Genomic DNA, 14418 nt, shown 5'->3' with positions numbered 1-14418 from the left:
GTTTTTAAAAGATTGATATCACCGCACTCACCGCATTCCCGCCAAATCCAACCGCGTTCACCAGAATCTTTTTAAGCGACACCGGTTTTGATTCCGGTCCAAATGGTGACCCGATAAAATATTGGTGCTGCAACATCAAGGCAGCCAGTTCCACATTGATCATTCCGGATGCACCAAACGTATGCCCGTTCTTCCATTTGGTCGTCGTCAGCAACGGTTTGTGGTTTCCGAAAACCGCTTCAATGGCCCTGAATTCAGAGAAATCTCCTTTTACCGTTCCAGGTGCATGCATGATTATCACATCGATTTCAGACGGATGTATATCAGATAAAGCCATCTTCATCGAACGCTGTAAACAATCGGCGTTTGCAGAAATCGAGGTATTGCTTTCCAATGTTTCAGTGGCATATCCGACCGATTCCACAATTGCAATAGATTCATCTGAAACCCCGCTTTCCAGACAACACATCGAGGCCGCTTCTCCCAAAATCATCGATGAGAATTTCTTATCAAACTCCAAGGCACGTGAGGGAAATTCAGCGGTTTCAGGTTCGCGTGAATAAATTTTGAGCGACTGCATCTGGGAAATCGTAAACGCTGTCAATGGGGATTCGCTTCCTCCGACAAGGAATTTATCGGCCATTCCCGAACGAAGCCAGGCCACACCATTAAGTAAGGCGTGTAACGAAGTCGAACACGTAATCGAATGAGAAAGTTCCGGGCCGTTTGATGCTAGATCCTGAGCGACCCAGGACGAAATATTTCCTAAGGTTGTGACGGGTGAGGTGAGTAAAGGCGCTTTTCCCGTTTGCAGGAATTCTTCGTGATGTTTCTCGAAAAGTGATGTTGCACCACGCGAAGAACCAATGTTTATTCCAAAAGTATCGGCTGAATTCCAACCGGCTTTTTCGACAGCCTGGCGTGAAGCCGCAATGGCAAGCAAAACCGAATCGTCAAGGTGTTTGTATGTATCGCTTGATTCACGCAATATTTCAATCTGTTCGCGTGCATTTGAATCAAGAAATCCGCCCCACGCTTTCGTGTTTCCAATGTGCCTGAACTGAAATAAGTGATTTTGTTTTTGCCATTCCGTCCAAATCTTTTCAGGATTGTCGCCTAATGAAGAAACGGAAGCGATGGAACGTATGGAAACAATTTGAGCCACGGAGGAAAATCTTAAAGGAATCAACGCCGCAAAAATACGCCAATATTTCCATCAGGCCGAACGATCGAAGTAACAATGCAGCAACGACCGCAACGGAATTTCCCCGTCAATCACGCTTTGGAATTCTTTCCAGGTTTCCTTTGGGATAAAGGCTTTGAGCGACTGGCTTACCGTATTGATATTGTTTAGGTTTTGGCGGATCAATTCGTCCCATTCCTCATAATGCCGTATCAGGTCGTCCGGATAGACCACTTTACGGAACGTGTTTTCATCGGCGGCGGCAAACGGTTCTTCTACATTCAAATACCCGTAATCGTCGGTCAGTTCTTCTCCTGGATAAATGTCGCGGATCGCAATCTCAAAATCGTAAGCCGTTGACATACAACTGGGGCGAAAACTGTGGTTTACATACTTGGCGTTGTCCCAGCACAGTACTTTGTTTCCGTCGTGGTTGGTGAAGCAATAGGTTTCGAGATACACCTTCATGCGGTCGCTGATCTGGCTTTCGTCCTGTGGCGTAAAAATCCGGTCGAGATCATCCTGAACCCAGGTTATGGTTCCTTTCGGAATGAATTTTTTGGCCACGACACCATAGCCTATGGTGTCAGAAATAAAGCGAAGTTCAGTATCCGGATGAATCATAAGCCTGAGGATTTCTTACTTAAAGGTATCCAATTTTTGAAAATGCTCAGCAAAACGTCCCGAATATTTACAAAAGGTACGGATAGTTGTTGTTGCGGACTTTTTTCGATTGTAATAAGGTATTTTCGGAGAATGATAATTTTAACCGATATGAAAATCCAGTCTGTCTTTCTCCTGCTTTCAGCCCTGACAATCACTTCCTGTAAACAGCAGGATCCAAAAGCTGAAATTCAAAAACCTGATGCTATGGAAATTCCTCAAAATATGTTTTTGGTCGAAGCGGAACCGATTCGGTCGAATGAAAATCATTCAAATCAAAATCACGAAAACCGCACATCCCCGGCCCAATTGCAAATTTCCCAAACCCAGTTCTTTTCCTACGCTTTGCCTCCGGGCTGGCGTGTAGGTGAAGACGGGCAATTCGCATTGACGCTTCTCGCTCCGGATAACCAGGCATTGACTATCTTGGTAGGAAATTCCGGTTTGATGCCGAATACCAATCCGGCACAATTCGTCTACCAGAAATTAAGTGCCATGCAGGTCCAGAACCTTCAGCTTGGGCAGATGCAGCAAATCAATCCGATTAACGGTTTCAAACAGGCCTATGCGATGGAGCTGCACTACCAATCGAATGGGAATTCCTATCGCGGTGTGGCGACTGCTCAAATCATACCGTATTATGACGGCTGTGTGATGGCAATGACGGCCGCGATCTCAGAAAGTTCACAATGGGCTGAATATAGCCAATGGTTGCCTCAGGTGTCACAACAGGTTTCGGCTACGAACGGTGCGGCTTTCGGGATGCGCGGGTTGATGCAGCAGAATCTTCGTAACTCGATGGCTTATGCCGATGCCGCCAAACAATACCGCGATTGGTCGCAAAAGAACTGGCAACAGGTCACCGATGACAAAAATGCCGTAACCGACAGGCAGAATACGGAATTCCGTGAAAATCTTGGCGCTGTCCAAACATACGATAATCCAAACAGCTCAACTCCGACAGTAGAATTATCGACTAAATACCAATACTATTGGAGCAATAAGCAAGGACAGATCCTGGGGACGAACGATGCGTCGGCCAATCCGAATCACGGCGATACGGGTGATTGGTCTCCATTGCAAAAAACCAAGCATTAATAGACTTCGGCCAATGCTTTTTCTATGGTTTGGTAAACGGTCTGCAATTGCGAATCAGTAATGACATAAGGAGGTAAAATGTAGACGATGTTTCCCACAGGCCGCATAATGATTCCGTTGCTTATGAAAAAGTCATACAGTTTGTTTCGAAGCGTACCGTAATAAGCTTCTTCGGATTCCGTCTTGATTTCCAAAGCCAGGATCGTTCCGAGTGTACGTGACGTTTTTACACGCGGATGATTTCCAATTCGGGAAAGAAAGGCTTTGTGATTATTTTGGATCCGAGCGATATTTGCCTGCATCTCATCTGAACCCAATAATTCGAAACTCGCCAATGCCGCCGCACAACCTGTCGGATTTGCCGTAAAAGTGTGTCCGTGGAAAAGCGCTTTGTTGATGTCATCCGAATAGAATCCGTCAAAAATTTCCTGAGTAAAAGTTGTAATCGCCATGGGAATCGTTCCGCCGGTCAGTGCTTTGGAAAGGCAGAAAATATCTGGCGAAACGCTGAGATAATCGCAGGCGAAAGTCTTTCCTGTCTTTCCGAAGCCGGTCATGACTTCATCGGCAATCGTCAGCACGTTATTTTCCCGACAGATGGTAATCAATTGATCCAGAATTTCCGGTTCATACATCACCATTCCGGCGGCACCAAGCACAAGCGGTTCAAAAATGAACGCGGCGCACGAATGTTCAGAAATCACTTGTTTCAAAGTCGAAATACTGTCTTCTTCACGCCCTGCAACCGGAACCGGAATCCGGACTACGTCTATGAACATACCTTTGAAAGCCAATGTGTAGAACGAAATTCCGCTGGCTGCCATCGCGGCAAAAGTGTCTCCGTGGAATGCATCCTCAAACGCGATTATCGTCTTTCTTGATTCACCTTTATTGTAAAAATATTGCAACGATGCCTTGATAGCGACTTCAACCGCAGTTGATCCGTTATCTGAAAAAAAGACTTTTTGCTGGTTCGACGGAAGCATCTGCAACAATTTCTCTGCAACATCAATCGCCGGTTTGTGCGTGAATCCGCCAAAAAGAACGTGTTCGAGAGATGTCAACTGTTTGTAGATCGCATCTGCAATGAACCGGTTGCTGTGCCCGAACGGATTGACCCACCACGATGCGATGGCGTCTATATATTCTTTTCCGTTCTCGTCCCAAACCAACGCAGCTTCGGCTTTTGAGATCACAATTGGTGTCGCAGCGGTTTTATGTTGTGTGTATGGATGCCATAAATAGGCAGCGTCTTTTTCCTGGAGTGTCATGTGGTTTTGAGTTGTGGCAGAAAGAGTTCGGCGTATTCCAAGATTACGCTTTTGTCGAAAAACGGTTCTTCTTCAATGCGTCCGATTAAGGGAACGCCGGTTTTCTCAAGGATGATTTTTTCCGTAGATGCGTTTTCGTTTCCCGAGAAAATGATTCCTGCAATGTTGAGTTTCCGATGTTTCAAAGCCTCGATCGTCAGCAAAGTATGGCTGATGCTGCCCAGATAATGTCGCGAAACAACTACTACATTATAATTGGGTTGGATCAAATCTGCGATGGTTTCTGAATCGTTTATCGGAACCAGTAATCCGCCGGCACCTTCAATCACCAGATTGTTTTTAGTGCTTGGGACTGTTATGTTTTTGGCCTCAATTGTAATCCCGTCTATTTCTGCAGCGAGATGCGGGCTTGCTGGTGTATGCAGCGAAAAAGCATTCTGGTGGAATACGGTTTTTTTATTGCTGATGTATCTCTGGACTTTATGCGTATCTGAATTATCGAGATCGCCGGCTTGGATTGGTTTCCAGTAATCGGCTTGTAAAGCTTCGGTTAGGATGGCGGAGGCGATGGTTTTGCCTACATCGGTAGAAATTCCGGTGATGAAATAGGTGGGCATGCGTAGTTTTTTGGTGATGTAAAGATACGGAACAAATAGAATGTGCTTTTTGGAAAGAAATGAAGTTTGTTTTACCCCATCAAAATTGCTGGCTTTACACCTAACAAGTTTTCAAAACTTGTTAGGTGTAAAAGTCAAGCAAAAAAACACATCAACGGTACATAAAAAATGTATATTTTGTTAATTAACATACTTCTTATTTCAATGAAATTCGTCTGTTTCAAAATCTTCCTTATCTGAAATTGTCAAATTAATTCCCTAATTTGTAGTAAAGATTAACGATGGTTATTCCCGGCTACATCAAAGCGGTTTTTCTCTCACTGCTCATTATCATCATTATTTTCGTAATGATCATGGCAAAGCCAATTTTGGTTCCGTTGATGGTTTCCGGATATATTGCCATGTTACTTACGTCATTTTGTAACCGGCTTGAGAAATTTAAGGTTCCAAGATCGCTGGCAGCCTTTATTGCATTATTGCTGATGACGGTAATTTTAGGGGCATTTGTGTGGTTTGTAGTGAGCCAGCTCAAAAATTTCAGCGATGATCTCAAAGGTGGGTTAGCCCAAAAACTAAATGATTTTGCAATAAACGCAGATGCATTCTGTCAACGCAACATCGCGTTCGATCTCCACATGGAAAAAGGCTTCGATATTCCAAAAGTCATGACATTGATTTCTAATGGTGAAAATGAAATAGGCTTTGTCATTACGGCGCTTGGGACACTTTCCAACGTAATCCTGCTTCCGGTTTTTGTGTTTTTCCTGTTGATCTACCGCGACCATTTTGCCATTTTCGTAACCAAAGTTTTCAAAAAGCAACAAAATTCAGAGCTTCTCGATCAAATGGGATCTATCCGAAAAGTCATCCATTCCTACCTGACCGGAGCCGGAAAGGTCATGTTGATTCTGGGTGTCGTGAATACAGGTGTTTTGTTCGCCCTCGGGATCAAACACGCCATTTTTTTTGGAATGCTCGCCGGTTTTTTGAACATCATTCCTTATCTCGGGCCCGGTTTGGGTGCAACGCTTCCGTTCGTATTTGCACTGGTAACGAAAGACAGTTTGTTTTATCCGTTCGCAATAGTCGTTTCGTTCACGCTTATTCAGTTTCTTGAAAGTGCTTATCTGACGCCTAAAATTACGGGTGCGAATGTACATTTGAATGCGTTCATCACATTCCTGGGCTTGTTGATTGGAGGCGCCATTTGGGGAATCGTGGGAATGATACTGATAATTCCAACGATAGCCATCCTGAAGAAATTATTCGAATTGAGTCCCGAAACAGAGCCTTATGCTTACTTATTCGGAGAAGAAGATTTGCGATGGTTCCGAAAGCACAGTGATAATTAATTGTCCAATCAGCCAAATAATTTAGCAGATAGTTCAATTAAAAGCCTTGTTATTTCGTCTTCGGAATTGAATGCATGAATACAAATCCTCAGCCTTTCCTGGCCTTCAGGAACTGTAGGAGACAAGATGGGACGAACGTCAAAACCTTTTTCCTGAAGCAATTTGGCTACAGATCTCACCGAATCATTTCCGGGAATTACAGCACATTGGATGGCCGATTTGCTGTAGACGAAAATCGGTTTCAGGCCAAGCCGATTCTTTTCACGATTGAAATGCAAGATGTTTTCGCGAAGTTTCCCCAAAGATTCCCCATCGATTTCCAACTGACGATACGCACATGAAATCACGGCAGCGGAATGAGGCGGCAAAGCCGTGGTATAAATAAAACTTCGGGCAAAATTGATAAGGTATGATTGTAATTCAATCGATCCCAAAATAGCCGATCCATGACAGCCAAGGCCTTTGCCAAAGGTCATGATCCGGGCAAAAAACTCGTTTTCGAGGCCAAGTGCCTGGACCAAACCGTTACCGTGATGCCCAAAAACACCAAGGGCGTGGGCTTCATCAATGACCAAAAACGCGTTGTGTGTTCTTCCGATTTTTGCAAGTTCTTCGAGGTTTGGCGAATCACCATCCATGGAGAAAACCGACTCGGTCACTACATAGATGTCGATTCCATCAGTGGTAAATTTCTCCAGCAATTTCTCAAGTTCCTCCACATCGTTATGCCCGAATTTGAACGAACGCGCGTTGGAAAGACCAATGCCGTCGCGTATGGAAGCGTGGCACAATTCATCAAAAAGAATCACATCACTGCGTTGCGGAACCGACTGGAAGAAACCCACATTGGCATCATAACCCGAATTGAATATCAATGCCGATTGTGCGTTGTGAAAAGCAGCAATGTGTTTTTCCGTTTTTTCTATGAGGGCGTAATTACCGGTAAGCAAACGCGATCCGCCGGAACCGTTTTTGGTATTTTTGGTTTCCGTAAGAAGCTCATGGGCTTTTTGGAAGATGGTTTCGGATTGTGAAAATCCAAGGTAGTCGTTGCTCGAGAAATCAACAAGATTTGATTGCGGTTTAAAGCTACGCAATGCATTCGAAGTAGCGCGCTGTTCCAATTTTGCCGACAATTTTTTAGGGAAATCAGGCATTCGTCTCGTTCATTTCAATCCAGGTGAAATCGCCTTTTCGGGTGGCGTCAAGAAGGTCGATGTTAAGCTTTTTGGCAATGTCTCTTGCAAAAGAAAATGCCTCGGCCGGTTTGTCGAACGCACACATCTTATAGTGTTTGTTGCCTTTATACCACAAATTGGCCTCAAACTGTTCTTTTTGATTTTTGAAGACCGACATGTATTCAAGTTCGGGAGCAGATTGTGTAATAGTTTTTCTAAAAGGTCCTACTTGTAAATCTGTTTGCAACAGGTTTTCTGCCGGACTGATCCGCACAGTGCGCCTTAAGGAAAGCAATACGCCGGCTGCAAAAAAATAACCCACACTATTCATTGACTTCGCACACGCTGTCCAAAGTTTTTCGTCATAGCCTACCTGATAAATGGCCCAGGCGTCCAGTCCTAAAATATAAAGTATCCACGAAAAACAACCCGCGGCCAATATGGCGCGCCAAATAGGGAGCCTGCCTTGTGAAACAACGATGGTTTTTGATTCCATTGGGTAAATGTAGCAAAAGTAGTTTTAGCCCCGATGCGAGCGGTTAGCCTTTTGAAACCGGCCGCGGTTTTTGCCCGATGCGGAAAGCGACTTTAGAAGCTTTTTGCGGCGGTTGCAAAAACAAAGGCCGGTGAAAAAGCTGGAAGTGGGCAGCGGGATCAAGCTTCTAATAACAATCCATCTTTATCTGACCGTTTGCCTGGAAATGACTCAGCGGCTCACCGAGTTCATCGGCCATTAAAGAGAATATTTTGAGCACGTCGTTCTGCATCGAAAGCGAACCGCAAATAAGGAAAACGGCTCCGTTGTGCAATTGCAGCGTGAGTTTTTCCATATCGCGTGAAACCAGTTCCCACACGTATTGCCGTTGTTTTTCACGAGAGTAGGCGAGGTTCAGGAATTCGAGTTTGCCATTTTCGCGATACGTTTCCAAATCGTTTCGGTACGGACTGAACGATTTTCCATCCCTGAAACCGGCGTAAAGCGAAGTCGGGATATTCGGGTTTTCACTAATCATTCCAAGAAAAGGCGCGATTCCGGTTCCATTTGAAATGAGTACGACAGAAGTAGCTTTCTTGGGGAAATGGAAGTTCGGGTTTTTGTCGACGGATGCCAAAATAGTGTCGCCGATATTCAGGTTATACAGGAACTCAGAACCCAATCCGTTTTTGTGGTATTTGACGCTGAGCTGGATTTCGTTTGAAATTTTACCTATCGAATATTGCCGTAACCTGTGATCGTTCGCCGGATAAATGTTGAACAAATCACCCGATTGAAATTTGACGTTTTTAGCTTTTAATCGAATCAGGAATGATTCTTCGACACTTGCTTCCGTCTTTGAAACGACGGTAAATTCTGTACGTTTTTTTGGTGCCGACGACAGTTGTTTGAAATCGACATCAAGTGCGATTCCGGTCTTGGCACAGAAATCGGCGACCCATTCCCCGAACGCCTGTATCGATTTGTCGTTAATGATTTTTATCTCAAGGAACGGCTCGAGATCTTCACGGTTCGAAAGCCTGTTGAATAGATCGAACCCGAATTTGCAGAAATCAGGATACGCATGCGAACCGAAAGCGACGACTGAAAATTTAGGCTGGTTAGACTGTGTTATCTTAGAAATCTGGTTCAGGGCTTTTGTGGCGTTTGCCGGCGCCTCACCGTTTCCGTACGTCGCCGTGAAGAACAACAGATGCTGTGCTTTTGGGAATGCATCGTAATTGTTGAGTTCGCCCAAGAACGATTTTTTGCCGGCTTTGATCAATGCCAGATGCACCGATTTTGCAAATTGCATCGTGCTGCCGTTTTCAGATCCGGCCAATATGATGAATTCCGATTCGTCTTTTTTGAACTTGTTTTTGATTTTTCCGCCAATCCGTTTAAGCGTCATGGCAAATCCGGAGTAGATAAAGAACAAGATATTCAGTGCGGCAATTGCGAGGACAAGTGCCCAAATTGTGTTGGCTCTTCCTGTATGTAAATCGAGGCTGAGGTTTTTCCAATAGGAAACAGCTCGTGTTTTCTGGTCGCTCAGAATGTCGCCGGTGAATTGATTGACGACTATTTCGCGGTCATCAAGCTTTATGGTGAATGCATCTTCCGGATCTGGTGAGAATGGGAATTCGACAGCTTTTACGTGAGATAGTTCGGTGTTGTTGAAGATTGGAAAATCTTTAATGGCAAGTTTCGGCACTTCCCTTATCTTCTCGAAATCGACGTTATGTGAAATTTTTTGTTTGGGAAACAGGTTGAATTCCTCGAGTGTCAGGAAACTTCCGGTGAGTGCAATGATGAGTATCGGGACCAACCAGAACCGTCCGAAAAGCACATGGTAAAATGAAAAGAAGTCCTCGCGGATGACTTTGGAGAAAAAGTGTCTGATGCCGCGTTGCCGTTTGATGACCAGAATGCTTCCGGTGAGCGCGATGAGCAGGAGTAAAAATGCCGTCAGGCCCATAAAAAACCGGCCGAAACCATGAAGGAAAAGCGATCTGTGCAACGTAGTCACCCATTCGAAAAACGCATCTTTCTTTTGGACTTCCCCAAGCGATTTTCCAGTTTTTGGATTGATGTAAACGTGTTTGCTGTCGCCGTCTTTGGTTATGACATCTGCAGAAACAAATCTATCACCTACCTTGATTTCAAGGATTTCATCGTATTCCTTTTGGACCGAGGTTATCGTCTGCGAAAGCGTAACCGAGCCCAGATTGGAAACAGCATATGGTTTAAGGCTCTCGGAAACAGGTTCGAAAGCCAGGATAATGCCCGTCACGGAGGCAAGCGTTATAAATAGAAAAGAAGATACGGCCAACGCGAGATGGCTGTATCTCCAGATCGAAATCGTCATGGGTTATTAATTATTCGGCATAAATCGCACGTAGCGAATATAGCCAGTTCCGTCGGTTTTTCCCGAAACATTTTCGGTCGTCAACGGAACTTCTACGTCTTTGATATGGTGGTCCTGGTTTTCTACTGCCGATTCGAAGCGAATAGTATAACCTGCGTCAAGTTGTGCGTTGTCAATTTCAACAACCTGGATTTTTCGGTCGCCTCCAGCCGCAGACGCACCTGTAATAGCGCTCGTTGGAGGTGTTTTCTTGCCGAGGTTTTTATGCCATTCCGTTAAATCGTGATACCATTTTTTATCCTGTCCTAAAACCAAAAGTGTCTTTTCATAAGCACCTTTCGGATCTATCAATGAGGCCACGACATAAGCGCCTTCACCCGGATAATTGGTCATCTGGACCATGCATTTGTATTTTGTGGTTCCTGTTTTCTGGGCATTCATCACTGTAGAAAGCAATGTCAGCAGAAAGAATAGGCGTAAATAATTCATGTGTTACGATTTGAGAAATTGTACAGAGATATTGTTTTTGGAAAGAAATTCGTTTTCTGAGGCAAGGCTGAACGCTGTTTCTTTCATGTCGGTCGTGATGTCTTTTTTGGCCCCGATTGAAATGAGGTATTTGAGTACGGTATCATCTTTTGCAATCATCGCTGCTTTATGAAGTGCTGTATATCCTTCTTTGTTTTTGGCATTGACATCGATTTTATATTTGGACAGACGCTTGAGTAAATCCAGATCGTTTTTTGACACTGCCAAATGATACAACGTGTTTCCATCCTGCTGGTTTGCCGTGAGATTTACTCCTGCTTTTTCAAGGAGCTTCCATTTTGCATCAAAAACATCGCTCTTTTTAGCATCATAGGATTGGATGAGGTAAGCGACAAGATTGTTTCCATCCGAATCCATTACATTTGGTTTTGCGCCCTTGGAAAGAAGCAATTCCACAGCTTCCGCGCTATTGTTTTTGATGGCCAATGCTACAGGCATAACCTTTTTTTTGTTTCCCAGGTTAACGTTTCCGGTTTTTTCGGCAAACAACGTAATAACTGGAATTTCACCCGAGGATGCCGCAAATAACAAAGGCGTATTGCCATCTTTGTCCATTTGGTCGGCCTTCGCATCTCTGTCTAAAAACCATTTGATTATATCCAGTTGGCCTTCTTTTTTGGCCAGGATATGCAGGGCATTTTCGCCGTTCTTTCCTATTACTGAAGGTTTTAGTTTTAACGATTCCAGGAATTGATAGGTTTCGGGTTTGTTCGATGTTCCGCGTGTTCCGGTAGCTGCGAACAGGAACGCATTATTGTTGAATGGGACGCCTTTTTTGATTAATGCTCCAAGGAATGCGACATTTCCGGTTTTTGCAGCATAGTTGAATGCACTGTTTCCGTTACTATCGGTACCGTCAATGTCAAGCCCTTTTTTTGAAAAATAATCGAGGAGCTTGAAGTCGGTGGAGTAGGTTGCAGAAAGAAGCAGGGCGTTGGCTCCGTCATGGTCTACATCTTTTTTAAGATCGGCGCCTTGTTCAAGGCATATGTCATAAACCTGAGTATTCATTTGCCCGGTTGCAGCCGCAAAATTCATGATGGTGTAACCGTGATCTTCAATGATATCGGTTTTTGCGTTTCTTTTGATGAGGTCGCGCATCAAATCTGCATTGCCTTTGTATGCTGCCCAGAAAATATAGGTTCTTCCATCGTGGGTGATCTTATTCACATCGTTTCCTTTTTGGGAAAGAAGGAATTCAATAGTCTCTTTTGGAGCATCTTCGAGTATGGCGAAGACTGTTGCATCAAAAGCATTTTTATCCAGTTCCGATGGATTGTTGCCTTTTTTGATTTCGGCTTCTATCGTGGCGACATTCGGTTTGGTTTTCCAATAAGCACGATCAAGGAAAACATTTTTTTGTGCTATGCCAAGAACAGGCAATGATGCAACCAATAAGCAGATAAGAGTTTTGCGGATCATAATGATTGTTTGGATTGCAAAATTACTAAGACTGATTCTAAATAAAGTTATTTGCTGAGAAAAGTTTAGCATTTTATTACACCGATATGAAAAACAGCCACAAATAAAAAAGCCGGACGCTAGTCCGGCTTTTTTATTTGTGTTGATATATCAATCTACCAAAACAATAATCTTGTTATCGTTCATCTCGATGGTTCCTGAGTTGATTGCAAGTGTCTGCGTTTTATCGTCAACCTTGACAAATTTTTTCGAAACTTCTTTCGCGAACGTAAAAGAATCGGCAACAATCTTAATGACACCTTCTTTCAGGATAGAAACGATAGGCGCGTGGTGATTGAGTATCTGGAAGCTTCCGTCAACTCCGGGCAATGTAACCGAAGTTACCGTTCCGGAAAAAAGTTTGGCTTCTGGTGAAACTATTTCTAAAGTCATGAGTTCAATTAATAATTAATAATTAATAATTAAGGAGCGCGATAACCGAGAGCCTAATTGTTAATTATTCGGGAAGTTATTGTCGCCCTTCAGGCTCAGGGGTTCATTATTAATTATTAAGCTTCCGCCAACATTTTCTCTCCTGCCTCGATAGCATCCTGAATGGTTCCTTTCAGGTTGAACGCTGCTTCCGGAAGGTGATCCAGTTCTCCGTCGATGATCATGTTGAAACCTTTGATAGTGTCTTTGATATCAACCAAAACTCCTGGAATACCTGTAAACTGCTCCGCTACGTGGAATGGTTGAGACAAGAAACGTTGCACACGACGGGCACGTGATACGGCCAGTTTATCTTCTTCGCTCAATTCTTCCATACCAAGGATTGCAATGATATCTTGCAATTGCTTGTATTTCTGAAGGATTTCTTTCACACGCTGAGCGCAATCGTAATGCTCGTCACCAAGGATTTCCGGCGTAAGGATACGTGAAGTCGAATCCAACGGGTCAACCGCTGGGTAAATACCAAGTTCAGCAATCTTACGTGAAAGTACAGTTGTAGCATCAAGGTGGGCAAATGTAGTTGCCGGAGCCGGGTCGGTCAAGTCATCCGCAGGAACGTAAACCGCCTGTACAGATGTGATCGATCCTTTATTCGTAGAGGTGATACGCTCTTGCATCGCACCCATTTCTGTAGCCAATGTAGGTTGGTAACCAACGGCAGATGGCATACGGCCCAAAAGTGCCGAAACCTCTGAACCAGCCTGTGTAAAGCGGAAAATGTTATCCACAAAGAAAAGAACGTCTTTCCCTTGGTCAGAACCAGCTCCGTCACGGAAATACTCAGCGATGGAAAGTCCTGAAAGCGCCACACGTGCACGTGCTCCTGGCGGCTCGTTCATCTGTCCGAAAACAAAAGTAGCTTTCGAATCACGCATGCCTGCTTTGTCAACCTTGGACAAATCCCATCCTCCATTTTCCATAGAGTGCATGAATTCCTCACCGTATTTGATAATGCCAGACTCAAGCATCTCGCGAAGCAAGTCATTTCCTTCACGGGTTCTTTCACCTACTCCTGCAAATACCGAAAGACCACCGTGGCCTTTAGCAATGTTGTTGATCAATTCCTGGATCAAAACCGTTTTTCCAACACCTGCACCACCGAACAACCCAATTTTACCACCTTTTGCATAAGGCTCGATAAGGTCGATTACTTTGATACCGGTGAAAAGAACTTCGGTAGATGTGGAAAGCTCGTCGAAACGCGGAGCCGGACGGTGAATCGAAATTCCGTTCTCGCCATCGCGTGGCAAGTCACCAAGACCGTCAATTGCGTCTCCTATAACGTTGAAAAGGCGTCCGTAAACATCGGCACCAATCGGCATTTTGATAGGGTTTCCGGTTCCGGTAACCTCGTATCCGCGGCTCAATCCGTCAGTGGAATCCATAGAGATCGTACGAACCGTGTTTTCCCCAATGTGCGATTGCACTTCAAGAACCAACAGCGTTCCATCTTCTTTCCTGATTTCCAGTGAGTCATAAATTTTCGGGAGAGCCGACTCGCCGCTGAACACTACGTCAACCACCGGGCCAATGATCTGCGCAACTTTTCCTGTTATTTTCGACATTGCTTATGTAATTTAATTATAGCTGATTAGGTTTTTTGCGAACCTTATTTTTTTCGAGTGCAAAGATAGGCTTATAATAGAGATTCCCAAAAAGTTTAACGGAAAAATATTCGGTGTTTTGAGCGTCTCGAAACCAGATCGGAAGTTCCTGCTTCGGAAGTTCAATGACAAGGTGTTTAAATAAA

13 protein-coding genes are annotated in these 14418 nt (G+C 44.2%); 2 read left to right on the top strand and 11 right to left on the bottom strand.

The features are described from left to right. Positions 1-4 precede the first annotated feature (4 nt). Together G6047_RS09350 and G6047_RS09345 are read right to left on the bottom strand one after the other, a co-directional pair. Entirely contained in the window at positions 5-1165 is a 1161-nt protein-coding gene (locus tag G6047_RS09350; RefSeq protein ID WP_169527349.1) for a beta-ketoacyl synthase N-terminal-like domain-containing protein, read from the bottom strand. A 51-nt stretch (positions 1166-1216) separates the two neighbouring features. Next, positions 1217-1807, bottom strand: coding sequence for an SET domain-containing protein (locus tag G6047_RS09345; RefSeq protein ID WP_169527348.1), 591 nt, complete (start codon positions 1805-1807; stop codon positions 1217-1219). A 150-nt stretch (positions 1808-1957) separates the two neighbouring features. On the opposite strand from G6047_RS09345, the gene G6047_RS09340 reads away from it, so the two are divergent. After that, the gene (locus G6047_RS09340) at positions 1958-2944 is read left to right on the top strand and encodes a hypothetical protein (protein ID WP_211165419.1); all 987 of its coding nucleotides are present in this window, start codon (positions 1958-1960) and stop codon (positions 2942-2944) included. Here the strand turns inward: G6047_RS09340 and bioA are convergent. After that, positions 2941-4215: an adenosylmethionine--8-amino-7-oxononanoate transaminase gene (gene bioA, locus G6047_RS09335; RefSeq protein ID WP_169527347.1), complete on the bottom strand. Its 1275-nt coding sequence runs from the start codon at positions 4213-4215 to the stop codon at positions 2941-2943. The genes G6047_RS09340 and bioA overlap by 4 nt on opposite strands. Then, positions 4212-4832 (bottom strand): dethiobiotin synthase, encoded by a 621-nt coding sequence (gene bioD / locus G6047_RS09330; protein ID WP_169527346.1) that lies wholly within the window; start codon positions 4830-4832, stop codon positions 4212-4214. Before bioD ends, bioA begins: the two co-directional genes overlap by 4 nt. 281 nt (positions 4833-5113) lie before the next feature. On the opposite strand from bioD, the gene G6047_RS09325 reads away from it, so the two are divergent. Beyond that, positions 5114-6184, top strand: a complete 1071-nt coding sequence (locus tag G6047_RS09325; RefSeq protein ID WP_169527345.1) for an AI-2E family transporter — start codon at positions 5114-5116, stop codon at positions 6182-6184. Positions 6185-6192: 8 nt separating this feature from the next. On the opposite strand, the gene G6047_RS09320 is transcribed toward G6047_RS09325, so the two are convergent. The 7 genes from G6047_RS09320 to atpD form a co-directional block, all read right to left on the bottom strand. After that, the gene (locus tag G6047_RS09320; protein ID WP_169527344.1) at positions 6193-7341 is read right to left on the bottom strand and encodes an aminotransferase class I/II-fold pyridoxal phosphate-dependent enzyme; all 1149 of its coding nucleotides are present in this window, start codon (positions 7339-7341) and stop codon (positions 6193-6195) included. Further along, positions 7334-7858 (bottom strand): hypothetical protein, encoded by a 525-nt coding sequence (locus G6047_RS09315; protein WP_169527343.1) that lies wholly within the window; start codon positions 7856-7858, stop codon positions 7334-7336. The genes G6047_RS09320 and G6047_RS09315 overlap by 8 nt, the downstream gene beginning before the upstream one ends. Positions 7859-8024: 166 nt before the next feature. Beyond that, on the bottom strand, positions 8025-10205 hold the full coding sequence (locus G6047_RS09310) for a PepSY domain-containing protein (protein ID WP_169527342.1): 2181 nt from the start codon (positions 10203-10205) through the stop codon (positions 8025-8027). A 6-nt stretch (positions 10206-10211) separates the two neighbouring features. Further along, the gene (locus tag G6047_RS09305) at positions 10212-10694 is read right to left on the bottom strand and encodes a DUF2271 domain-containing protein (RefSeq protein WP_211165418.1); all 483 of its coding nucleotides are present in this window, start codon (positions 10692-10694) and stop codon (positions 10212-10214) included. A 3-nt stretch (positions 10695-10697) separates the two neighbouring features. Further along, complete coding sequence (locus G6047_RS09300) at positions 10698-12176, bottom strand: ankyrin repeat domain-containing protein (protein ID WP_169527341.1); 1479 nt, start codon at positions 12174-12176, stop codon at positions 10698-10700. A gap of 150 nt (positions 12177-12326) precedes the next feature. Beyond that, entirely contained in the window at positions 12327-12608 is a 282-nt protein-coding gene (locus G6047_RS09295; protein ID WP_169527340.1) for a F0F1 ATP synthase subunit epsilon, read from the bottom strand. Positions 12609-12724: 116 nt separating this feature from the next. Beyond that, the gene (atpD, locus tag G6047_RS09290) at positions 12725-14233 is read right to left on the bottom strand and encodes a F0F1 ATP synthase subunit beta (RefSeq protein ID WP_169527339.1); all 1509 of its coding nucleotides are present in this window, start codon (positions 14231-14233) and stop codon (positions 12725-12727) included. Positions 14234-14418 lie beyond the last annotated feature (185 nt).

This window comes from Flavobacterium silvaticum (assembly GCF_012911565.1).
Classification (GTDB): Bacteria; Bacteroidota; Bacteroidia; order Flavobacteriales; family Flavobacteriaceae; genus Flavobacterium; species Flavobacterium silvaticum.
The sequence above is the reverse complement of the archived record's forward strand: the minus strand, read 5'-3'. Positions and strand labels throughout refer to the sequence as shown.